Annotated in this window: 23 protein-coding genes; 8 read left to right on the forward strand and 15 right to left on the reverse strand. The window is 41.8% G+C overall.

Annotated elements, in window-relative coordinates; all coding sequences use genetic code 11:
* Positions 1-172: 172 nt before the first annotated feature.
* Positions 173-520: a hypothetical protein gene (locus CD039_RS10110; protein WP_103372211.1), complete on the forward strand. Its 348-nt coding sequence runs from the start codon at positions 173-175 to the stop codon at positions 518-520.
* Positions 521-711: 191 nt separating this feature from the next.
* On the opposite strand, the gene CD039_RS10115 is transcribed toward CD039_RS10110, so the two are convergent.
* From CD039_RS10115 to CD039_RS10130, 5 genes are all read right to left on the reverse strand, one after another.
* Positions 712-1749 carry an ABC transporter ATP-binding protein gene (locus CD039_RS10115; RefSeq protein ID WP_142384387.1) on the reverse strand — a complete coding sequence of 346 codons (1038 nt, stop codon included), beginning with the start codon at positions 1747-1749 and terminating at the stop codon, positions 712-714.
* Complete coding sequence (locus tag CD039_RS10120; protein ID WP_240595145.1) at positions 1715-3082, reverse strand: ABC transporter permease; 1368 nt, start codon at positions 3080-3082, stop codon at positions 1715-1717. Before CD039_RS10120 ends, CD039_RS10115 begins: the two co-directional genes overlap by 35 nt.
* Complete coding sequence (locus tag CD039_RS12115; RefSeq protein WP_240595147.1) at positions 3051-3329, reverse strand: hypothetical protein; 279 nt, start codon at positions 3327-3329, stop codon at positions 3051-3053. Before CD039_RS12115 ends, CD039_RS10120 begins: the two co-directional genes overlap by 32 nt.
* Before the next feature lie 2 nt (positions 3330-3331).
* On the reverse strand, positions 3332-4363 hold the full coding sequence (locus CD039_RS10125) for an extracellular solute-binding protein (RefSeq protein ID WP_103372213.1): 1032 nt from the start codon (positions 4361-4363) through the stop codon (positions 3332-3334).
* A gap of 624 nt (positions 4364-4987) precedes the next feature.
* Positions 4988-5728, reverse strand: a complete 741-nt coding sequence (locus CD039_RS10130) for a methyltransferase domain-containing protein (protein ID WP_260843959.1) — start codon at positions 5726-5728, stop codon at positions 4988-4990.
* 439 nt (positions 5729-6167) lie between these two features.
* Here CD039_RS10130 and CD039_RS10135 point away from each other — a divergent pair, with 439 nt between their 5' ends.
* From CD039_RS10135 to CD039_RS10145, 3 genes are all read left to right on the forward strand, one after another.
* Complete coding sequence (locus tag CD039_RS10135; protein ID WP_103372215.1) at positions 6168-7646, forward strand: catalase; 1479 nt, start codon at positions 6168-6170, stop codon at positions 7644-7646.
* Positions 7647-7889: 243 nt separating this feature from the next.
* Positions 7890-8216 (forward strand): hypothetical protein, encoded by a 327-nt coding sequence (locus tag CD039_RS10140; protein ID WP_103372216.1) that lies wholly within the window; start codon positions 7890-7892, stop codon positions 8214-8216.
* Between the two features lie 206 nt (positions 8217-8422).
* Positions 8423-8677: a type II toxin-antitoxin system Phd/YefM family antitoxin gene (locus CD039_RS10145; protein ID WP_103372217.1), complete on the forward strand. Its 255-nt coding sequence runs from the start codon at positions 8423-8425 to the stop codon at positions 8675-8677.
* Positions 8678-8882: 205 nt separating this feature from the next.
* Here CD039_RS10145 and CD039_RS10150 read toward each other — a convergent pair whose 3' ends face one another.
* A complete protein-coding gene (locus CD039_RS10150; protein WP_103372218.1) occupies positions 8883-10586 on the reverse strand; it encodes an ABC-ATPase domain-containing protein in 1704 nt (567 codons plus the stop codon).
* 166 nt (positions 10587-10752) lie between these two features.
* On the opposite strand from CD039_RS10150, the gene CD039_RS10155 reads away from it, so the two are divergent.
* From CD039_RS10155 to CD039_RS10165, 3 genes are all read left to right on the forward strand, one after another.
* Positions 10753-11922, forward strand: coding sequence for an amidohydrolase family protein (locus tag CD039_RS10155; RefSeq protein ID WP_103372219.1), 1170 nt, complete (start codon positions 10753-10755; stop codon positions 11920-11922).
* 124 nt (positions 11923-12046) lie between these two features.
* Positions 12047-13222, forward strand: coding sequence for a M20 metallopeptidase family protein (locus CD039_RS10160; RefSeq protein ID WP_103372220.1), 1176 nt, complete (start codon positions 12047-12049; stop codon positions 13220-13222).
* A 54-nt stretch (positions 13223-13276) separates the two neighbouring features.
* Entirely contained in the window at positions 13277-14641 is a 1365-nt protein-coding gene (locus CD039_RS10165) for a glutamine synthetase family protein (protein ID WP_103372221.1), read from the forward strand.
* Positions 14642-14751: 110 nt separating this feature from the next.
* Here CD039_RS10165 and CD039_RS10170 read toward each other — a convergent pair whose 3' ends face one another.
* Genes CD039_RS10170 through CD039_RS10185 form a run of 4 tightly spaced genes read right to left on the reverse strand, consistent with a single transcriptional unit; the run spans position 14752 to position 17167 of the window.
* Positions 14752-15387 carry an ABC-2 transporter permease gene (locus tag CD039_RS10170; RefSeq protein WP_103372222.1) on the reverse strand — a complete coding sequence of 212 codons (636 nt, stop codon included), beginning with the start codon at positions 15385-15387 and terminating at the stop codon, positions 14752-14754.
* Positions 15387-16229 carry an ABC transporter ATP-binding protein gene (locus CD039_RS10175; protein WP_103372223.1) on the reverse strand — a complete coding sequence of 281 codons (843 nt, stop codon included), beginning with the start codon at positions 16227-16229 and terminating at the stop codon, positions 15387-15389. Before CD039_RS10175 ends, CD039_RS10170 begins: the two co-directional genes overlap by 1 nt.
* Positions 16230-16244: 15 nt before the next feature.
* The gene (locus tag CD039_RS10180) at positions 16245-16967 is read right to left on the reverse strand and encodes a DUF3169 family protein (protein WP_142384388.1); all 723 of its coding nucleotides are present in this window, start codon (positions 16965-16967) and stop codon (positions 16245-16247) included.
* Entirely contained in the window at positions 16964-17167 is a 204-nt protein-coding gene (locus tag CD039_RS10185) for a helix-turn-helix transcriptional regulator (protein ID WP_002471958.1), read from the reverse strand. Before CD039_RS10185 ends, CD039_RS10180 begins: the two co-directional genes overlap by 4 nt.
* A 283-nt stretch (positions 17168-17450) precedes the next feature.
* Here CD039_RS10185 and CD039_RS10190 point away from each other — a divergent pair, with 283 nt between their 5' ends.
* Positions 17451-18332 (forward strand): helix-turn-helix transcriptional regulator, encoded by an 882-nt coding sequence (locus CD039_RS10190; protein ID WP_103372224.1) that lies wholly within the window; start codon positions 17451-17453, stop codon positions 18330-18332.
* A 78-nt stretch (positions 18333-18410) separates the two neighbouring features.
* On the opposite strand, the gene CD039_RS10195 is transcribed toward CD039_RS10190, so the two are convergent.
* From CD039_RS10195 to CD039_RS10215, 5 genes are all read right to left on the reverse strand, one after another.
* A complete protein-coding gene (locus CD039_RS10195) occupies positions 18411-18572 on the reverse strand; it encodes a hypothetical protein (protein WP_313955607.1) in 162 nt (53 codons plus the stop codon).
* Between the two features lie 103 nt (positions 18573-18675).
* Positions 18676-19458 carry a glucose 1-dehydrogenase gene (locus tag CD039_RS10200; protein WP_103372225.1) on the reverse strand — a complete coding sequence of 261 codons (783 nt, stop codon included), beginning with the start codon at positions 19456-19458 and terminating at the stop codon, positions 18676-18678.
* The gene (locus CD039_RS10205) at positions 19451-20731 is read right to left on the reverse strand and encodes an MFS transporter (RefSeq protein WP_260843958.1); all 1281 of its coding nucleotides are present in this window, start codon (positions 20729-20731) and stop codon (positions 19451-19453) included. The genes CD039_RS10200 and CD039_RS10205 overlap by 8 nt, the downstream gene beginning before the upstream one ends.
* Positions 20731-22353, reverse strand: a complete 1623-nt coding sequence (locus CD039_RS10210) for a xylulokinase (protein ID WP_103372226.1) — start codon at positions 22351-22353, stop codon at positions 20731-20733. The genes CD039_RS10205 and CD039_RS10210 overlap by 1 nt, the downstream gene beginning before the upstream one ends.
* Before the next feature lie 253 nt (positions 22354-22606).
* Entirely contained in the window at positions 22607-23257 is a 651-nt protein-coding gene (locus CD039_RS10215; RefSeq protein WP_103372227.1) for an SDR family oxidoreductase, read from the reverse strand.
* Positions 23258-23492: the final 235 nt, after the last annotated feature.

A 23492-nucleotide genomic window follows, 5' to 3' on the forward strand; every position in this document is an offset into this window, starting at 1 on the left:
ATGACGTCCACATTGTGTCGTCACGCCTACTCTTTTTAATGTTTCACTCTACCCGCACGTCTTAAAAATAATAAATTCGCACCTCATCTATATTATTGCTCACTATTTGAATATTATCCTGCTATAATAATATAAAATATATCATCTTAGACTACCCTCGGAGGTCCTCAACATGCGCAATCAACTACGCCCCTTAAAGCATAAGACAGTCATCGTGACTGGTTATGTGACTGACTATGTCCTACGCTACAGCAGCACCTCGAATAATAACTACATCCGTAACTTACGTATTCTTCTAACTCACGTGAATATTAATGGTATTTACGTTTCTCATATTTGGCTTATCGAACGACGTAGATTATTAAAGGAAGTTGAAACCTTAATGAATGAGAAAGTGAAATTTAAAGCGAAAGTGATTTGTTATCTCAAAATCGGTGAAGTAGGCATGATAGAAGATTACGGCATCGAACGGAAGACACGATTAGTACATGCGGATCATTATCAAGTCAAGTATGACTGAGTGGCACGGGTATCACATCACAATAATTCACTCAACCCTCGCTCTCATTTAGACATCCGGCACTCTAACTGCAGACAACCCGCACTCTGACCCATTAAACCACAAAACCTATAATCACGCACTTTCAAACTAATTAAAAAGACCCACTCGCGCATATCAACTCGACTGCGTGAGTGGGTTCGATTTATATGTTATACCGTTGTTTCAATCACTTGGGCTTTACCATTAATCTTCACGTGAACTTTGTCCCCTACTTCGTACTGACAAGCACCCAGAATACGTGTCTTCACTCGACCGATTCCTTTGATATCTAAATAAATCAAGGAATCATGTCCGAAGAAGTCTGTATCTTGTACGGTTGCTTCAATTCCATGTTCATCGTTACTAATTTCCAGTTGTTCGGGACGAATCATGACTTTTGCTTCTGAACCTTCAGATTGAGGCACTTCATTAATTTCAAGATGACCCATGCTTCCTTTAAAGTGGTCACCTTCAATGTGGCCATCTAAATAGACTGCATCGCCGACGAAGTCTGCGATCTTTTTACAGTTAGGATAGTAATAAATTGTCGTAGGTGTACCTACTTGAATGTTGCGCCCTTCCACGAGAATCATCGTTGAATCAGCCATAGACAACGCTTCTTCTTGGTCGTGAGTCACGAAGATGGATGTCGCATTCACACGTTTCAACATGCGCTTTACTTCCGCACGTAACGTTGTTCTCAAACCCGCATCTAAAGCACTAAACGGTTCGTCTAAGAGCACGAGTTTCGGATTTGGCGCAAGGGCACGGGCTAAAGCGATACGCTGTTGTTGCCCACCTGACAATTCGTTAGGCATACGGTTCTCATAGCCTTGCATGTTCACGAGTGCGAGCATCTCTTGGACACGGTTCGACTTACGTTCTTTACGCGTCAATCCAAAGGCGATGTTCTGTTTCACAGTAAGATGTGGGAATAACATGCCCTCTTGTGGCACGTAGCCGATCTTACGCTTATCCGGTGCGACATTCGTCTTTGCATCAAAGACAACTTCGCCATCAATCTTAATCTCACCATGATCGGGATCTTCAAATCCGGCAATCGAGCGCAGTAACGTCGTCTTACCACATCCGGATTCCCCGAGCACGGCTAACATGTCGCCTTCTTTGACATCAACCGTAATATCGCGTAACGCATGCACGTTACCAAATTGTTTACTTAGTTGTTTGACTTGTAATTTCGTGTTCAACAATCTTCACTCGCTTCCAATCTGTAAAGGATTTCATCGTTAATAAATACACAGGTAATCCTGAGAAGACGATGAGTAATAAGGCGTACGGCGCTGAGGCACCATATTCAAGTTCGTTGGTAAATTCCCAAATCTTCGTCGAGAGGGTATCGATCCCCACTGGACGTAAGAGTAAGGTTGAAGTAAGTTCTTTCATCACTTCGAGAAATACTAGGGCTAAACCTGAGCCGATACCTGGTGTGAGTAGCGGCAAGGTGATTTTGAAAAAGTTACTTATAGGCCTTTTACCTAAAGACCGACCTACCTCTTCCAAACTGGGCGGAATCTGTTCCATCGACGTCCGGATAGAGGACTGAGCTAACGGCAGGTATAGGATGACATAGCCGATGAGTAACAGTGTCACCGTTTGATAGAGCGGGGTGAGATAACGAATCGCAAAGAACACGAGCGTGAGACCAATCACGAGTCCTGGCAAGCTGTGAATAAGAAATGGCAAGTTATTTGCGACTTTACTCGCCCAACCACGATAACGAACGACCGCATAGACGATCGGTAGCGCGACGATCACAGTAACGACTGAACCTTCAAGACCGAGTCTCAAAGTAGACAGTAACGTATGGATAATTTCATCTAAATCAAAGTACGTTGAGTTACCATAAATCGCCCAATAGATGATCGTTGTGACCGGCACACCTACGGACAAGATACTCAAGATCGCGATAAATAAGTACGCGAGGCCACGCCCAAAGATATTCAAACGTGCCTTGTACTGCTGACTACTGCGGCCTGAACGGCGTGACGTGAATGATTTGTTGCCGATAATGAGCCTTTGGATAAAAATAATCACCAAACAGAGCATGAGCAACACGAGCGTCATCATTGCCGCAGCCGAACTATTGAAGGCGACATCATATTGGTCAAAAATCGCTGTCGTAAAGGTTTCGTAGTTTAAAAATGCAAGCGCCCCGAATTCCGCAAGCATGTGGAGTGCAATTAAGATACCTCCACCTACAATGGCCGGTTTCAACTGAGGCAACGTAATGCGTACGAACGTCGTGAATTTACTCCGACCTAGGGAACGAGACGTTTCTTCAAGCGCAGGATCGAGCCCTTTGAGTGCAGCTACGACGGGCAGATGCACTAGCGGATAACTGGATAATGAAAGGACAAGTAGTGCACCTTTGAATCCTTCTAGGGATGGTGCGACAGAAATCCAACTATAGCTTGCCACGAAGGCCGGCACGACGAACGGTAAAGTGATGAGTGCGTTTAGGAGTTTACCACCACGCACATTCGTCCGTTCAACGATAAGTGCAGTCGTCGTTCCAATCAAGACCGCTCACTAATGTGACGAAGAAGCTTAATTTAATGGTATTCCACAAGAGATGGAACATGCGCGGACGCAAGAGCAAGTCTAAAGAAGCTTGCCAACCAATTTCTTTCGCTTTGATAAAGACATAAGCCACCGGTAACAAGAACAGTAAAGCGAGAAATAAAATAATGATATACAGAAGAACAGGACGTCTCCCGTTCTTAGAATTTCTTCCTCGAAAAAGACGTCCTTGTGTATTACTATTCATTATTATAGTAAACCTTCTTCTTTAAGTAAGTTCACTGCTTCTTTACCGTCAGCGTATTTACCTAAATCTTGTGTACCTTCTGGTGGTCTCAACTCAGAGAATGGTTTCATACCTTTAGTATTTGCTTCTTTGTTTAAAGGATATTGTTTACTCTTATCAGTTAAGATTTGTTGACCTTTTTTACTAGTTGCAAATTTAACGAATTTTTCAGCTTCTTCTTTATGTTTGCTTGATTTCACAACACCTACACTTGCTACAGTTAACATGTCACCTAAGTCATGGTTACCGAAGAAGTATAGACGAGAGTTTAAGTTGTCTTTACCTTTCTCAGCTGCTTGTCTATCCCAGTAGTAGTTGTTGATCAACGCAAATGGAATATCGCCGTTCTCAACAGCTTGAAGCGCACGTTTGTTGTCTTTGTAAGTCTTACCATTCTTCTTGATGCCTTCTAACCATTCTTTCGCTGCGTCTTTACCTTCAAGTTTAATCATTGCTGAAAGTTGTGCTTGGAACGCACCGCTTGTAGGTTGGAAAGCGAATTTGTCTTTCCATTTAGAATCAGTTAAGTCTTTTACTGATTTAGGAAGTTCACTTTCAGAGATCTTGTCTTTGTTGTAAGCTACAACTCTTGAACGTGCAAGTAATCCTGTCCAAGTATCGTCTTTAGATTTGTATTTAGAATCGATTGGTTTGCTAGCGTCTTTGTCGATTTTCGCAAGTAAACCTTTGTTATCTAACATGATTTGAGGTGAAGATTCTTCTGTGTAGATTAAGTCAGCAGGAGAGTTCTTACCTTCTTCAACGATTTGGTGAGCAAGTTCGTTACTCTTACCGTCACGTTCTTCAACTTTGATGCCAGTGTCTTTCTCAAATGCTTTGATTAAAGCAGATGTAGCGCTCTTATGTTGACCGTTGTAAATGACAAGCTTGCCATTCTTACCGTCTTTAGAGCTTGATTTGTCTCCGCCGTTACCACAAGCTGCAGTGAGCACGAGTACAGCGACTAAGATGATTGGTAATAAGATTCTTTTCATCGCTCTATGTCCCTATCCCTTCTATGTAAAATATGTTGAGTTGGTTTGAAGTAATGGTTTCGATTCGTGATAATGATAACCATTTTCAGTTAAAAATATACCACAATATTGTACACTGCACAAGCGCTTTCATGAATTTCTTGTAGAAAATGTAAATTTTATATTAAGTGAGACGAACACAACTTACGATGGAAAGTACCTGGAGCATAACTAAAAGTTATTTATTTTTCAATGTAGTGACTCTCGTTTGCATATGGGACCACACTCAACTAATTCTTTTCGCTCAAAGAGCTCAAAGAATGGATTTTCGTTGTGGTCTAGCTCCATCATGCGTCTCGAGTCGACATTGAAAATAATGATTAAAAGTGATTTCAAAAGTGCTTTTCATCTATCTCAAACATTAACTTTTGTAAATGTCCCTCATTTTTTCATGTTCTTTATTTTTTCTAAACTCAATCACAAAGATTTTTATTCTAACCTCTAAGTCATTAATTCATCTAAATTACTTATTTTGTTCAATGGTATCTTTTAATTCCTCAACACTTAGAGGTGCATATTTTCTATGAATCATTAGATGGCATTTTGCACATAATAGAAATATATACTAAATACATCTCGTGGTACTTATTTCACATGACCCCACACTCCGAAATTCATGTCGCGGATGAAAGCGACTTTGTGTGCTTTGGCTTCTTCTGTCATCTCTTGTTTGAACTGGTCTAGGGTGAAATCATCGTCAACAATGTGATGTGCTCGCATACGTTCGATCATAATTTCAGTTAGCCACTGTAAGTCATTATCTTCAGCCGTTTGCATCACCGCTTCTGCTTCGATATATGGGCTTTCAATGCCTAAGCGCAGAAATAAATCATACAATTTCTGACCTATATGAATGTCGCCCCCTTCAGCTTGAACCGTCTTCCATACACGTTGAATCGCTTCCTGATGACGAGGTAATCGATCTCCACCTACTCCGCCATTAATCGCATCACTTTCTTGAAAGGCGATGATGCCATTCGGTTTGAGATGTTGTATTAAAAGTTCTAACGCACGTTCGGGATCAGGGAGATACATCAATACACGACGACCTACAATTGCGTCAAACTGTCCAAGATTTTCAGGTAAGTCGTAAATGTCTTGTTGTAAATACGTAATATTAGAATCTGGATTGTTCTGTTGCGCCATCTCAATCATCTGACCACTCGCATCGATTCCTACGACTTCTCCTTCTGTGCCCACCATTCTAGCGACGAGCCGTGAAACTTCTCCCGTCGCATAACCGACATCGAGCACGCGCATGCCTTTACCGATTCCTGCTTGTTCGAATAGCTGCGTCGTAAAATCATTTCGTTTCTGATGTTTCACGTGTAACATCCTTTCGTTTTATTTTTTCTTCATTATATCGTTAAAAACGCTCTACTATTTTAACCTGTTCACTCCATTGAAATCATTTCACTAAAACTAAATCATCTAACTTACCAACCCAATTCCGTACTACCTAATAAATATTTTAAGTGAAAAAGATAGACAACCGGGCGAAACTGTGTATAATAGATTATAGTAATTACAAAGTAATAATTATTTTCAATTACATAGCACATGTTGACGTTTGCGTCTCATCCATTTCACCATGTCATGAGATGACATCGACGGCATCAATCGTGAGTATGAAGGCAATGAAGTGTATCTCACAATGACTTAACGAATTATTCAAATTCTCAATTTTACCATAAGCGTATAAAAGATAATTTGAAATTATTCTAAAGACAGCGTCCTTCAACTCAACACCAAAGGAGATATAACTATGAGTAAATTAACTGGTTTATTTGGCGCACCCGTATCAGACAGAGAGAATAGTATGACGGCTGGTCCACGTGGTCCACTGTTAATGCAAGATATTTATTTCTTGGAACAAATGGCGCACTTCGATAGAGAAGTCATTCCTGAACGACGTATGCATGCGAAGGGTTCAGGTGCCTTTGGGACTTTTACCGTAACAAATGATATTACTCAATATACAAGTGCAAGCATCTTCTCTGAAGTTGGTAAGCAAACAGAGATGTTCGCTCGTTTCTCAACTGTAGCCGGCGAACGTGGTGCGGCAGACGCAGAACGTGATATTCGTGGTTTCGCGTTGAAATTCTATACGGACGAAGGGAACTGGGATCTCGTAGGTAACAATACGCCTGTGTTCTTCTTTAGAGATCCGAAGCTATTCGCAAGTTTAAACCACGTCGTGAAACGTGATCCGAAGACAAATATGCACAATCCTGAAGCGAACTGGGACTTCTGGACATCACTTCCGGAAGCACTTCACCAAGTGACAATTCTCATGTCAGATCGTGGTATTCCAGATGGTTACCGTCACATGCATGGTTTCGGTTCTCACACGTACTCTATGTATAACGATAAAGGCGAACGTGTGTGGGTTAAATTCCATCATGTATGCCAACAAGGTATTAAGAACTTAACGCCTGACGAAGCGACACGTATCGTAGGACAAGACCGCGAATCTTCTCAAAGAGATTTGTTCAATGCGATTGAAGAAGGCAACTTCCCGAAATGGAAGATGTACATTCAAGTGATGACTGAAGAGCAAGCGCGTAACCATAAAGATAATCCATTCGATTTAACGAAAGTTTGGTATAAAGACGAATATCCACTTATCGAAGTCGGTAAATTCGAGTTAAACCGTAACCCTGAGAATTACTTCCAAGACGTAGAACAGGCTGCGTTCGCGCCTACAAATATCGTTCCAGGTATCGATTTCTCACCTGACAAGATGTTACAAGGTCGTCTCTTCTCTTACGGAGATGCACAACGTTATCGTCTTGGCGTGAACCACTGGCAAATTCCAGTCAACCAACCTAAAGGTGTAGGTGTTGAAAATATTTGCCCGTTCAGCCGTGATGGTCAAATGCGTATCTTAGACGAGAACCAAGGAGCGAAGACACATTATTATCCAAACCAACACGGCGAGTTAGAAAGTCAGCCACAGTTTAAAAAGCCTGGTTTACCATTAGAAGGTACAGCTTATGAACATGACTTCCGTGAAGATGATGCGAACTACTTCGAACAACCGGGTAAACTCTTCCGTCTGTTGTCTGAGGAGGAACAACAACGTTTATTCGAGAATACTGTGAATGAAATGGCACCAGTAAGCGAACACATTAAACACCGTCATATTCGCCACTGTTTCAAAGCGGATACTGCTTATGGTGAAGGTGTCGCAAAAGCACTCGGTATTGATATTAAAGATGTCGAACTCGATATCGTAGATTAATGATAAATTAGGTGCCATTAATGGGTAAGTGAGGCATCCCCAAGTATAGATGAGAACATTGTTGATACTCTTTCTAAAATGTGAAGCGACTCATCTGCAGCACTTTCTTTAATGGCACTGCCCTATTGGATATTGTAGGGCGATTCTAAGCGCAAGGTCAGCACACTTGCGCTTAGCTCCTTTTTAAAGACTTATGCAAAACACGAAGCGGTAAATATTAAGAAATAGACGAGGACTTAAGTAATGATATTAGATAATGTAAATCCGAATGACCTTTTTCCTACTGAACAGAAAGGACCTACGCTACTCGGCGATATGGACTACCCTGTGCGTGGTGAAGTGAAGACCTTTGAAGCGGGATATGTGGCGACGAGCGAGCGTTTGATTCTGAATGTGGATATGGACGGCGAGTTCTACTACCGCAATATTAATTATAGTGAGATTGAAGCGATTACGTTGGCAGATGTGACGTTAACGATTCGTTTCGCGGTTGGCGCGTTTCCGATGCGCAATGTGGATGTTGAAAAAGCAGAGCCATTTAAAGCTTATATTGAAGAACATATGGATTGATAATGATAGAAGAGTCTGGGATGAGATTAAAAGATATTTATTTTATCCTGGGCTCTTCTTATTTACTTTTAAAACGACAATGTTCGCGTTGTCTGTCAGTTCATAAATTAATTGTCATGATGATGACATTTTATAACGTCATCCATATGTTGAATGTTGTACAATAATATTATTCATATAAAACACCAATGAGGAGACATGTAATCATGATTACGAAGACTTATTCATATGTACAGAAACACTTAGAAGATATGATTCATAAAGTTAATGAGGATTGTGACGTAGTAACGATTACAACTAAGGATTGTAATGCGGTAATGATGTCAGAAGATCGCTATAACGAAATTATGGAAACATTATACTTACAACAGAATCCAGCTAATGCCAAGCATTTATCAAAATCTATCGAAAACCTAGAACGTGGTACTGTGAAAACAAAGGATATTTATATCCCTGATTAAGTTGAAGAATTTTTACTATAGAGCTTCCAGCTGCCACAAAAATTATCAAATAGAGTATAAAAACGACAAAAAATTAATACCCCGACATGATACACACCCCTAAAAGTTAAAGTCTAACTTCATGGGGTGTACTTTTTATGCTTACACCTCAATCCCACAAATAAACCCCACAGCCAACCTTAACTTGACCGTGGGGCTCACATACTTATTCTTCTATATTCAATCCACGATAACGATTAATCGTCGCGATAAATTCTTGTTTGCGTGGTAGGGCTAAATCACCTGGATATCGGTTCTTCGGCGCAATGGCATCGAAACCTTCTTCAGCAATTTTACTATAAATTGTATCGGCCGCTTCAACGATACTCATCTTACGCCCTGCCAGCTGATGTTGATAGTAATCCAGCATCATTGCGATGCAGTTCGTCTGACTCGGATCAGCGAGTTGCTCCAAGCCTGAAATGTCAATCGGCTCTTTGCCATACATAATCGCATGCTTGCCTTTCGCTTTCAGACGGCTATCTTTGCCTTTCTTGTTAAAGCTTGCTTTCGACGGCACGCGTTTCGGAATGTCACCGAACTCGCTATCTGAAATATCATCGCGCTGATATTCTGGCGCTTGCGCAATGGCCTTCGCATCGTCTGTCACGTCTTTCAACTCATACTCATCCATCATAAAGACTTGGTCGGCGACGTCGAAGTAGTCACCAGAACCGCCGACAATAAGAATCGTAGACACTTGATAGTCGTCATAGAGTGGTTTGACTTTACTAGCGAACGGTGTAATCGGCTCTTTCTCAGGCGCAATCAGTTTCTGCATGCGGTCGTCACGAATCATAAAGTTTGTCGCTGTCGTATCTTCGTCGATGAGGAGTAGTGATGATCCCGCTTCGAGCGTTTCCATCGTATTCGCCGCTTGGGACGTACTACCACTAGCATTCGTCGTAGAGAAATGTGCCGTGTCCTTTTTACTTGGCAGATTATCAATAAACGGTGTGATATTCACTTTCTCCACGCTCCGACCGTCTTCAGCACGAATCTTCATGCCATCCGCACGTGTAATGACGAACTCACGACCATCTTGCGCGATGTGGTTATAAACGCCGATTTCAAGCGCTTCAAGCAACGTTGATTTACCGTGGAAACCACCACCGACGATGAGCGTAATGCCAACCGGGATACCCATTCCTGTCAGTTGGCCACCATATGGCAAGTCGAGTGTGATTTCATAACTTTCCGGACTGGTAAAAGGCACTGCGTCTTGCAGTGGTAAGTCAGACACGCCATTTTTACGTGGAAGTATCGCGTCGTTGCCTACAAATGCGACGAGGTCACGACGATCTAGCTCTTCACGAATAAATTGCTGGTTGAGATAAAGTTCCACTTGCTCCTTCAAGCGATCTTGATCTAAGTTGCGATACATTAAGGCTTGTTCGACGACGTTTGGCATGTGATCGATCATGATTGTCGCAGCCTTTTTACCTAAGATCTTACGGCCTGCAGCTGGCATACCAATCTCGAAACGCACTTCAATCTGCTGCTCATCGATTTGTACGGCAGAACGGTCGAGAATCTCTTGGCCACAACGATCAATCACCATCTTGCCTTTAGACCCTTTCGCACCTTTCTGCGCACGGTTAATTTCTTGACCAAACGCACGTGTTAAGAAGTCGGTTACCGCTACGACTTTATCGTGTGAATCGAGCAGTTCGTCCGGAATTCCCGCTGTTTCACGATCTATAAGCACACGCACTTTACTTGGCGGCGCAAACGGATCCGCTTGCACATGTTCCACGACAAAGGTGAAATCATCGAAGCGGTATTGATTGCCATTTAAACGTTTATACGCGCCGTATTTACCTCCATCTATTGAATGTAACAGTTGTTTCAAATCTTTCGCAGTCTTCAACAGCATCCTCCTCGTTTCTGTTCTCTTATTAATTGTTTACCCAACTCTCGAGGGCTAGGAAACTTCGCGCCACTCACTGTTTTTACAGATAAAATTTCAGAATTATTTGACTTAACGGTAAATTTTAAGTACTCTTTTTGTAAACGATTACAAAGGAAGTGTTATTATGTCCATCAATCTTCAACAGGTGCCGGCTGTGGATGTTCATTGTCATCCCTTTGTTGCACCTGAGAAGCCACACACCGTAGAAAGTTTCTTGAATACATTATCACTTTCAGTCATCCCCGATATGTTTACCAAGCAAGACATTTCAGAGAATGGCATTGTTCCGGGTATGAATATGTATTTACAACTCACTATTCGACGCTTGGCTCAATTCTTCCAATGTGAACCACATATCGAGGCTGTAGTGGAAGCGCGTAATCAACATGCTGAAGATTATGCCAACTACACTCAAAGTTTGTATCAAGATGCGAATATCGCTGGCATGATTGTCGATTACGGTTATCCTGTGCCACATATTCCGAAAGCAGACTTTGAACAAACGGCAGGCTTTCACACCTTTGAAATTTATCGCATTGAACCCGTGATGGAACATTACGGCGCGCAATGTAAGACTTTTACCGAATTCAAACAAGCCTACTACGACGATTTACTCCAAACCTTGCAGCGACCTGATGTCGTAGGTCTGAAGTCCATCATTGCTTACCGCAGTGGTTTAGAAGTTCTGCCAAAAGACGAGGACAAAGCGGCAGATGCCTATGCTACATTCCGCGATAATACGCGAGCAGCTGTGAAACCGTTACGCGACTACTGTATGCATTTGGCGATGGAAGCGTGTACGGAGACGAACAAAGTGATGCATATCCATACTGGCGTGGGCGATGGTGAAGTGGTCTTACCGAAAGCGAGTCCAAGTTTGCTGATTGATATGTTACGCACGCCGAAGTACAGCCAGACGAAAGTCCATTTCGTGCATGGTGGCTACCCGTGGATGGAGGAAGCGGCGTTTATCACGAGCATCTTGCCTAACGTTTATATGGACATCTCACTTCAGATTCCGTTCGCGGGTCACGGGGCGAAACGCATTCTCTCTACCGTCTTCGAGTTCGCGCCGTTCGACAAAGTGATGTTCGGCTCAGACTGTTTCAGCGCGCCAGAGATGAACTGGTTAGCAGCGAAGTTATTCCGCCAAGATTTGACCGAGGTCTTAGAAACGTGGGTCGAACGCGATTATATGGACGAGCACATGGCGCAAGAGATTGGTGAGATGGTGCTCTACCGTAACTTCGAGCGCGTTTATCAAGATGCGATTGTTGCTTGTAGTGACGCGTAGGAGAGTATCACTTTCTAGAGTGGTAAAAGGACGGGGCGCCTGACATACGTGAACATTTTACTATCACAAGAAAGAGCGAGCGTTCCCCCACTAAGCAACACAATCCAACTAAAGGAGTGAGAAGATGACGCAACCTGTAAAGTGGTCTTGGAATGAAGCGTTGAATGACACGTTGTTTGGCATTCGCAAACATTTACATCAGCACCCTGAGTTGTCGTTCCAAGAACATGAAACGCAGAAATATATTGAAAAGATCCTCGACGACTGGGGGATTCCGTATCAAACCATTACGGATACCGGGGTGTACGTCGATATTGAAGGCGCAGAAGATGGCAAACATATTGCGTTACGCGCAGATATCGATGCCCTCCCTATTACAGAGAAATCGAATGTCGACTTCCCTTCTCAAAATGAAGGTGTTATGCACGCATGTGGACATGATGGGCATACGACAATTCTGTTAGGTGCGGTCTATCATTTGTGGCAACACCGTGATCAACTGAAAGGTTCGGTACGCTGCATTTTCCAACCTGGAGAGGAAGCAGATGGCGCTGCTGAACAGTTGATACAGGCTGGTGTACTGACTGATCCACAGATTGAGAATATCATCGCGCTACACGTGTGGCCGAAGCTCCCACTCGGTACAATCGGCACAATTAAAGGACCAGTAACCGCTTCGTGCGATGATTTCGTACTCAAAGTTCACGGTAAAGGTGGGCATGCGGCGCGACCTTACGAAGGAATCGACGCCCTAGCGATTACACACGAAATTGTTCAAGCACTCAAATTTCTCGAAACACGTGTGCTTGATCCAGTGAAACCCCACCTCATCCATGTAGGTAAAGTTGAAGGTGGACAATCCAACAACTCAATTGCAGATGAAGTCGTAGTGGAAGGTTCAGTACGTACCGTTGACCACGACATGCGTAAAGAAATTGAAGCGCATTTTACCCGACTGGTGAAAGAGACAGCTGAACGCTTTGGCGGCAACGTCGATATCGAGTACATTAACGGCCATCCGCCTGTGATTAATGACGATGAAATTACTGATCAGCTCGAGCGCAGTGCCAGTCAGATTGTCGGCGAGGACAACATCATCGACCTTGGCCAACCTTCGATGGGTGCCGACGATTTCGGTTACTACTCTGAACAACTGCCGAGTACCTATTTCCGTCTAGGAATTAGCGAGGATCATGAGACGACCTACGATTTACACCACCCGCAGTTTAAATTTAACGAACAAGCCATCATTTATGGCGCGAAGATCTTTACGCAATATGCATTAGATATGTTGCGTTAACTGATTTGTATTCCGTAACTCAGCACTTCGACACGATTTAAGGAGGCGATAACTATGGTAAATAATCAGAATGACAAGATTCAACAAGTTCTAGATCGAGTACAAGATGACAATATTGAATTTATTCGTATGGAGTTTCTCGACTACACAGGAGTGACACGTGGGCGTACGATTCGCAATGACAACTTGCGTGCAGCGATGGAAGACGGCGTTAACTTCAGTACGGCGATTATGAGCTTTGACATGTTCGATGAGTTTATCGAAGGTGGCGCGTATGGTTCTAACGATGGGGACTTCTTCGCGATTCCAGACCCTGATACGTATGCGGTCGTTCCTTTCCGTGAGAAGACTGCCCGCATGCTTTGTGACCTATACGATGTGAATGGTGAACCATGGGAAGGCTGTCCACGTAATGCTTTAAAACGTTTGTTGGAAAAAGTAGAAAAGTTATTAGGCGGCAAGTTAAACATGGCCTACGAACAAGAAGCGTATCTATTGGATACAGATGAGAAAGGCAACATCCTTCCAGCTGACCAATCACATTGTTTTTCAACAGATGGCGTCGATATTCAAGATAGTTTCGTTCAATCATTCGTCCATGCTTTAGAGACAATGGGTGTAACGACAGAACAAATTTCCAGTGAATATGGTCCGGGTCAACTTGAAGTAAACTTGAAATATGCCGATGCGTTGAAAGCAACAGATGACCAAGTGACGTTTACGCATTTATTTAAGCAAATCGCGCGTCAGCATGACATGTTAGGTACGTTAATGGCGAAACCGTTTGAGGATCAGCCAGGAAGCGGCTTACATGTGCACATCAGTTTGTATGATGAAGACGGCAATAATTTATTCGAAGATCCAAGCGACAAGCGTGGCTTACAGTTATCTCAGAACGCGTATTACTTTATCGGCGGCTTGTTGAAGCATGGTCGTTCCCTCGTCGGTATTGGCGCACCAACGTTCAACTCTTACAAGCGTATGCAACCAGGTTCTTGGGCACCTGCGCATGTGTGTTATGGTGATGCGAACCGCTCTGTTCTTGTCCGCGTACCCGAAGTCCGTCGTGCGCGTCGCTTTGAGTTCCGTGGTGCTGACGGTTCTTGTAATCCTTACTTACTGTCTACGTGCTTGTTAGCGGCAGGTCTTGATGGTATTCAGAATAAAATTGATCCAGGTAACCCAATGCAAGAAGACGTAGCTGAGTTTGATGATGAACAATTGAAAGAACACGGCATTGAGTGGGTGCCACGTGATTTATTAGAAGCGGTTCAAACGATTGAGAAAGATGCAGTGTTAGGAGAAACGATCGGTCAATCGATTTGGAAAGAGTTTATGAATGTGAAGCGGAGCGAATGGAAGAAATATACACAGCACATTAGTGATTGGGAATTAGAGAGCATTTCGAAGATATTCTAATGTGTAGAGTAAATTCTTTTGGGGCTATTCTCCCTATTAATTTAAATAATTTCTATGATAATAAGGAAATCCAGCCAATGCGTGATGCACTGGCTGGATTTCTTCATATATTAGAGTTCTTGCTTTTTAATGATAGATAAAGAAAAGAAATATGATGCGAGTAACACTATTATTCCAACTATGCCAAATCCAATAACACTGATTAACGCAGTGGTATCATGTACCACACCAGTAAAGCTTTCTGCTCTTATAAAAGCAGGTTGAATAGTTAAAAAGTAAACTCCGAAAAACGCTATCATTAATATAATAGTAACTATAATTAATATTGAATTTGAATTCTCTGGACCAAATTTAAAAGTAAATGGAAAAATTAAAGAGTATATACCTACTGAGCCTATACCAAATAAGATCGCAAGTAAAGCTAGGCCAATGCTTTGATGCATGACTAATATAGCAATCATACCAAGTATTAAGCCAATAATCACAGAAATAATAACAAATGTAAAGTATGAATTGACGTACCCTTTCCGTCCGTTAGGAAGTGTCGCTACATAATGCATCCAATGCGACTCTTTTTCTTGTTTAATATTATCAGAAACAGGACTGAGTAAGAACATCATAGGTAAGAAACAACTCATTACCGGGTTGATAAAACTAAAAACAAACGTTGCAACTATAGAGATAATGAAATATATAATAAATTGCTTTTTCGTCGCATAGAAATTCGTTAGAAATATACCTTTCATTAGATTTCACCTCGCATCAAGATTTTTGTCGCATCATCAATCGAGTTTAGAGATTCTGCCCCGTCCACTTGCGTATAATCATTCACTAGAGAAATGCGCTCTCCACGATATTTTCTTGTCGCAACGAGCACTTGGTTCGGCACGTAGAACGCCTCTACCGGTTGACGCACAATCCCGTACTGCTGTAATAACTTTTCCTTCTCTTCGGTTAAAATGATTCGACCATCTCTCATAAAGATAAGTTTCGTCGCAATAGTCTCAATATCTTCTGAAATATGGGAAGAAATCATAATGCCATTGTCCTCACCTACATAATCGTCTAATATATCAAGCACCTCTTCACGACCTGAGACATCCATCCCTGCAGTCGCTTCGTCGAGGATCAGCAGACGACTATCATGTGCGAGCGTCATTGATATCGCAACTTTCATCTTCATTCCTCGTGAGAAGTCCTTTACCGGGCGATTGGTTGGTAACTCGAATTGTTGAATTAATTCGTTAAATTTGTCGCTATCCCATGTTTGGTAAATATGAGAAAATGCTTTCTCAATATGTTTAATATCTAACTTATGAGGCACACGTAAATCATCGAATACGACGCCTAAATATTCTTTATAACCTTGATTCTGTTCCGTTACTTTCTGATCGAAGAATTCAATTTCTCCTGAGCTTGGAAAACGATTCCCTACAAGCGTGTTGATTAGCGTAGATTTACCTGAACCGTTCTTCCCTATTAAACCAACGACTTCTCCTGGTCGAATCGTTAAATTAAGGTCAGATAACGTAAATTCACTATTTTTATAAGATTTATTGAGATCTTTCACATTTAACAAATAGTCCATTATGTTCTCCCTTTCTTAGTTTTTATAGTATTTTGCAACTTTGAAAGTATACGTTAATGAGTTATAGATGAAGATAATGATTAATACGAGCATGCCAATGCTTTGATTGTCGCCTGTTGCCATTGAATAGAAGTATAAAAATAAGAGGCCAACTATTACTAAAGAAAGTGTAACCGCATTAACTTTAAAAAGAGATTTCAATGTAATATGACGTTTACCTTCGTCCATCACACTTAAACGCTTTTCTGTATAATTCTTGTCTCCAAGTTTAGGCATTCGAGAATCTAATTTATGTATATAGATTCCATTAATAATAGATATAATTGCTGTTACACATACAGGAATTAATGCAATAAAGTAAACATTAAGACTTCCATGCCCTAGCACGATAATAAATAAATTCAAAAAAGCAACTATGTTACTAATTAATATCAAAATTTGTGCTCTATTAAAGTGAATATTATAGTTACGTTCGTATATGTCTGCTTCTTCGTCATAAATGTTAGATTCAAGCACTTTATTATTTTTTAAAGCAGAGCGTAAATAAATATAAGCAGTTAGGGCTAAAATCAAAGTAAGAATTGTTGAAATCATTGAGATGGTAACTGAATTTTTAAAATCAGCAAAGAATAATAATCTTTTTATGTTAAAATTTTGGGCTACACCAATAACCCCTCCAATAATTCCACCAATAAAGCAACCAAGTATAAATAACCATATGTATCTTCCGACTTTCACAATTCGTCCTCCTCAAATATAAAGATATCTTCAACAGGTTCGTTAAATATACGTGCGATTCTCACTGCAGTCAGAATAGATGGCATGAAGTCGTTTCGTTCAATCAAAGACACCGTTTGTCTAGAAATTCCGGCTTTTCTAGCAAGCTGTGTTTGATTATAGCCATCTCGAGCACGTAATTCTTTAAGTCGATTGCGCAATTTCACTCAACTCCTTAGTTCATAATATATAATACTTTAGTCATTTTGACAAGTATAGTTTTCAAAAAGAAACACATAGTAGTCATTCGTCAGTTGAAATATATCAGATTATCAAGTTTGTATTAAGTTACTTTGTTTCTATAGAAGGGATGCCACGATACTAAGGAATTGGTTTCTTGTAGTTTACTAGGAGGATTGTTCTATCAATTACACAAATTTCCTCTTCTAAAAAGACAATATTTGTCCATTTCTGGCTATATAATAAATGCAGGAGTTGAAGTTTATGAATAGAGTAGAACGAATTTTATACATATTTTTAACATTAATCAATGGCAAGCATATTACCGTAACTGATTTTACAGAAAAGACTGGTAAGGGCGCTAAAACACTACAACGTGATGTTAAAGATATGAATCTGTTCTTTTACCAAAGTGACGAATGGCATGCGACTGATACAGAAATTAAACACAAACCCAGTCCTAAAGGCACAGTGTATTATCTTGATAATTATAAATTTACTTACGATAGCTATGCAGTATTAGGTGTGTTACTGCAAATTAAGAGTCTCACTCCTTACCTCCATACAAGTGTGATGAAACTATTAGAAAAATTGAAACAAGGGTCACGAATCGAAGAGGCAAAGACAATACAAGACGTCATCAATCATTTTAAACCGCGAGAAGGTAAAGTGCTTCCGGGAAAACAATTGATGGCAATTCAAACCGCTATCCGCCAAGGTGTACTGATCGATGTGACGTTTACTGATCAAACGAAGAGTACGATTGTGCCCCATTCCCTCATCTATATGAACTATAATTATTGGCTCACGTATGAGGAGCAGGACTCTTTGAAGAGTGTAGATGTGCGTAAGATCGATAAAGTGGAGATCACGGAGTTGGAGTTTAAGCAGTGTTATGCGCGAGATGTTGTTACGCTTGAAGTACACAAAGATATTAAGAGCAGTTTATGTGAAATTTATACTGTCATCGATGAACGTCCGTCATCTCATAATGATTATTTGATTATTGATTTGGCTGTGACAGAGCTTGATGCGTATTACATTGCTTATCAGCACACGCCTCATGTGCGTATTCTTGGTCCCGCAAAGTATATTAATGGATTCTTGGATCGTATGAAAGAGATTATTGCGCATTACGAGAGATGATATTAACTAAACAAAGCCCTTTCTAAGTGAGTAGCTTATCACTTAGAAAGGGCATTCTATTATTAATCAAATTTCAACTTAAGCTGTTATACCACACGCTTCCGCAACAACTTCCACGATGTGTTTAACTAAGATTCGGTCACTTAGTCCTTCGCGTTCGACCCCTAACTGCATTTGAATATGACAGCCAGGATTAGATGGAATGACTAAGTTTGGATGTGCTGCTTCAACGTTTTTCATTATCACTTTTTAAATTAAATTATTTTACTCTTTATGTTTACTTAAAAACGACAAAAAAATCCCGGAGTATTTAAACTCCGGGTCACCTTATATATATCTATCTTTACAACGCTGTATAGCCACCATCAATTGTAAACACGCTACCTTGTGCGAATGAAGAAGCATCGGATGCGAGATAAACGACGATACCGCCAAGTTCATGTGGTGCACCTGGACGACCCATTGGTGTGAAGCCCATCCAATCGTCGATCATCGCCCCACCTTTATCGAAGAATGGTTTCGTCAATTCAGTCTTCATGTAACCTGGCGCAATGGTGTTGACTTTAATACCGTATTTAGACCATTCCATCGCCAGACTTTTCGTCAACATGATCACGCCTGCTTTAGATGCGTTGTAAGAACATTGTTCTTGTGGTTTGTTTGCGATCAGACCTGACATAGATGATGTATTAATGATTGAACCGTAACCTTGTTTTATCATTATTTTACCTACAGTTTGAGCAACTAGGAAGATACCGTTCAAGTTTAAATCCATGACTTTCTTCCAGTTCTCGTATGACATTTCTTCCGCTTTCTCGTTAATTGTCATGCCGGCGTTGTTCACGAGGATATCAATCTTGCCGTATTCCTCTACTACTGTGTCCGCCATTTGGTTGACCGCTTCAGGATCTGTCACATCAGTTTCAATCGCAGTCGTCTTCACACCTTCAGCCTCACTAATATTCTGCGCGGTCTTCTTCGCAAGTGGAAGGTTGATATCGGCAATCACGATGTCTGCGCCTGCTTGAGCAAGTGCTTCTGCCATAGCTTGACCTAAGCCCATTGCACCTCCTGTGACGATGGCTACTTTACCGTTGAGTTTAAATTGTTCAATAATGTTAGTCATGTTCTGACACCTTTCTCTCTATAGTTTGTTGAGGTTGTTGGACTTTCATAAAGAAGGTCAATACAAACCCGATAATGTAGAATGCTGCTAACGCCCAAATTGCAGCGCGTGTGCCACCTAAAGGTAAGAACGCTCTCGCAATTAATGGACCCATAAAGTTACTGAGACCGGCAGATAAGTTGTGAATAGAAACTGCCGCCCCTTTATTCTCTGGTTCTAGTGTTGGGAAAATGGCTGACATCGGAACGAATGCTGCCACGGCGAAACCGAAGACAACTGCTGCGATGAGTGCAACCCAGAAGTTCGGACCAGTCCACAATGGGATGTAGTAGAATGCTAAAGTCGATAGCGCCATACCGATACAGCCGAACCAGCGTACTTGTCGAATCCAGCCAATATTGTCTCCCACGACGCCCCAGAAGAGATTCGTAAAGATAGTCACGATGTACATGACGCCCCAAATTCTCAACCATTGCGCCATGGAGAAACCAACGTGGTCTGTAAAGAAACTTGGCATGAAGACCACGAGACCGAAGAGTGAGAGTTGGTTAATGATACGCACAAGACAAGCGATCGCCACTTGAGGATTGCGCAATATCGTAATCCCTTTGACAAATTCACCTAACATTTCTTTCTTCGTCAGCTGCTTCGCTTCACTTTGCGCACCCTGCTTGTCTTTTACCAAGAACATCGCGAGCATACCGCCGATGAAGATAAAGATAATAGATGACCACAGTGTGCCCATGTAGCCGAGCCATGGAATCGTAAAGCTTGGTAAGTATGTACCGATTACGCCGATACCGATGGAATACATCGCCCAGAACCAACCCATCGCCGACGCAAGTTTGTAGCGTGGTGCGGAGTAAGTAATCCACACGACGAAACTGTAAATAAACATCGGATAAGCAAGGCCACGAATGCCGTACATGATGAGCATCATCGGATAGCTTTCTTGTTCTAAACCGAGGACAAGGAACCCGACGTGGAAGATGATCCACATGATGAAGGCGAAGATCATCACGCGACGTGGGCTGAAGATTTCAGCTAGCACCCCTGACATCCAAGATGCGATAGCCACGACGAAACCATAAACAGTAAGAACATTCCCTGCATGTCCACTGTCAAAGCCAAGCATCCTAATGTATTTCGATAGGAAGGCTTGTTCAATACCATCTCCAGTCATGAAGATCGCCACCGCGACGTAACCCCAGAGTAAGATCATCGGTAAACCTAGAAATTGTCGTTGACTATTTGTATTTAAATCGTTGCCCACTACTGATCCCGCTTTCTATCTTTATTTGAGTTGAACTGCTGACCTGCCACGTGCTCGAGTTCCATTCCCGCTTTGAAACGTTCAGTGTAGTTTCGGAAACTGTCGATTTCCGCTTCAGTCGGTTCAATCGTGATCGCATCTGACGCTTCGAACGCTGAGTCATTGAGGAACTGTGCTAAATCTTTGTGTTCTGCCACGAGATAGCGTGCGAGCACTGCGATACCCCAAGCGCCACCTTCTGACGCTGTTTGCATGACACTGACCGGACTTTCGAGTGCAGCCGCCATGTAGCGTTGCGCCACTTCCTTCGTGGTAAAAATGCCACCATGACCTAGCATTGAATCGATTTGAATCTGTTCGTTCTCTTTCAATAAATCGATGCCAATTTTAAGTGTCGCAAAGGCACTATAAATTTGTGATTTTATAAAGTTCGCGAGATTAAAGTTGCTGTCTAACGAACGAAGTAATAACGGGTACCCTTGAGGGACGTCAGTAATAAATTCGCCCGAAACGTAGCCGATAGACAATAATTGCCCTAAATCGTCGTCTCCGTCTAAAGCGCTTTCAAACAAGGTTGTGAAGAGGTTATTTTTATCATAATCCACACCTAAACGTTGAAGTAACTCTTCAAAGATGCCGACCCACGCGTTGATATCTGACGTGCAATTGTTGGCGTGAATCATCGCGACCTCGTAGCCATCTGGCGTTGAGACGATATCCACCTCTGGATAGAGCTGCTGAATCTGTTTCTCCAACACGATCATGGAGAAGATGCTCGTACCCGCTGACACGTTCCCCGTGCGAGGTGCGACACTGTTCGTTGCGACCATGCCAGTTGCCGCATCTGCTTCAGGCGCACACATTGGACATCCTGCTTCAAGCTCTTCGTGAGGGTCAATCAGCTTGGCACCTATCTCCGTTAGACGTCCCGCAGACTGACCTGCCACGACCACTTCAGGTAGAATATCTTCAATCTGTTGCGTATATCCCGCTTCGTGAAAATGCGTATTGAACCGTTGAAGTAAATCCGAACGGTAAGTCAACGTGTCGCTATCAATCGGGAACATCCCTGAGGCATCACCGATACCGAGCACACGCTCACCTGATAAGTACCAATGAACGTAACCTGCCAATGTCGTCATATAACGGACATGTGGCACGTGTTCTTCCTTGTCGATAGCGGATTGATAGAGCTGCGCAATACTCCAGCGTTCAGGAATATTCACTTGGAAATCTTCTCGGAGTATACTTGCCGCTTCATTCGCATTGTTATTACGCCAAGTTCGAAACGGCACGAGTAAATCATCGTGCTCATCAAAGACGAGATAACCATGCATCATTCCGCTAATACCTAACGATGCGATATTTCTCACTGTCGTATCATATTGATCTTTAATGGCATCGGTCATTTCAGCGTAGCTTCGCTGCAAGCCGACCCAGACATCGTTCATTGAATACGTCCAGTAACCATGTTTGAATTGATTCTCCCACTCAAACGAACCTGTAGCTATCGTCCGACATTCAGGATCTATCGCTACAGTCTTGATGCGCGTAGAACCAAATTCGATACCAATAGACAACTGACCTGCGTCAATCAGTTGCTTGATTTCAGAAGTCGTCATCTCAATACCTCACTATATGTATTTAAATTATGTAATCGTTTACAAAATAATTATCTTACAACATAGTTGCCACAGTCAATGAAATAAATTTGAAGATATATTGTTTTGTTGGGAAGTGGAGGGAGGAATTTTTTAACAAATAGAAGGAATTTTACTACTAAAATAGAAAAACTCATAAGACGTTGAGCATCGCTTACCTAACCATAACGGATAAGCCTTATGTCTACGTCCTATGAGTTTCTATTAAATCTATTTATTTCGCACCTGTAAGTGCTTCTAAGACTGGCGTTTCACCTGATTGAATAAAGATATGTTTGTGCTCTACTTCTTCTGTATCCAATGCATTAACAAGCACTGTAGCTACATCTTCACGAGGGATCTTGTAGCTGCTAGGATCGTCTTCTAGCTCTGTTGATACTTCAATCTTGCCTGTACCTTCGTCGTCTTGAAGTGGTCCAGGGTGTACGATTGTGTAGTTGAGACCTGAATCTTCAATGTATAAGTCTGAGAAGTGTTTAGCAACCGCATAAGGTTTCATAACTTCTGACTCTTCTTCAGGATGAAGGCTGTCTGTCGCACTGAGTTGTACGAAACGTTTAATATGATATTTGTTGGCATAATCAACTGCTTTCTTCGCACCCCATAGGTCAACCATCATTGTCTTGTCAGCACCTGTGCTGCCACCTGAACCTGCTGCGAAGATCACACCTTCAGCATCTTTAAATGCGTCAGAGAAATCTTCTTCAAGATCTCCAACCATGACACGGTCTGCACCAATTTCACGTAACTCTGATACTTGTTCTTCCTTGCGTACTAATGCGATAGAGTGATGTCCTGCTTCTTTAAGTTGCGCAATAACCTTTCTACCTACAGCGCCATTTGCACCGATAACTAAGATTTCCATCTTTTTAATCACTCCTTTTATAATATATGCACGTACATATTATTTAAGTACCACTTTTATATTGGAGTAAACATAGACCGATGTTTAAGGTGAGTTTAAAATGTTCTTAATCTAACGTTACTTCTGAACCAAGGTCTCATAATTAATGATGTTAGAATTAACTGGAGCTGGCTTGTCATCATATCGCGTTAAATCGATTGATATAAGTCTCTTCAGAAATGTATTTTCTATTTTA

The sequence above is a fragment of the Staphylococcus argensis genome (assembly GCF_002902305.1).
Lineage (GTDB): Bacteria > Bacillota > Bacilli > Staphylococcales > Staphylococcaceae > Staphylococcus > Staphylococcus argensis.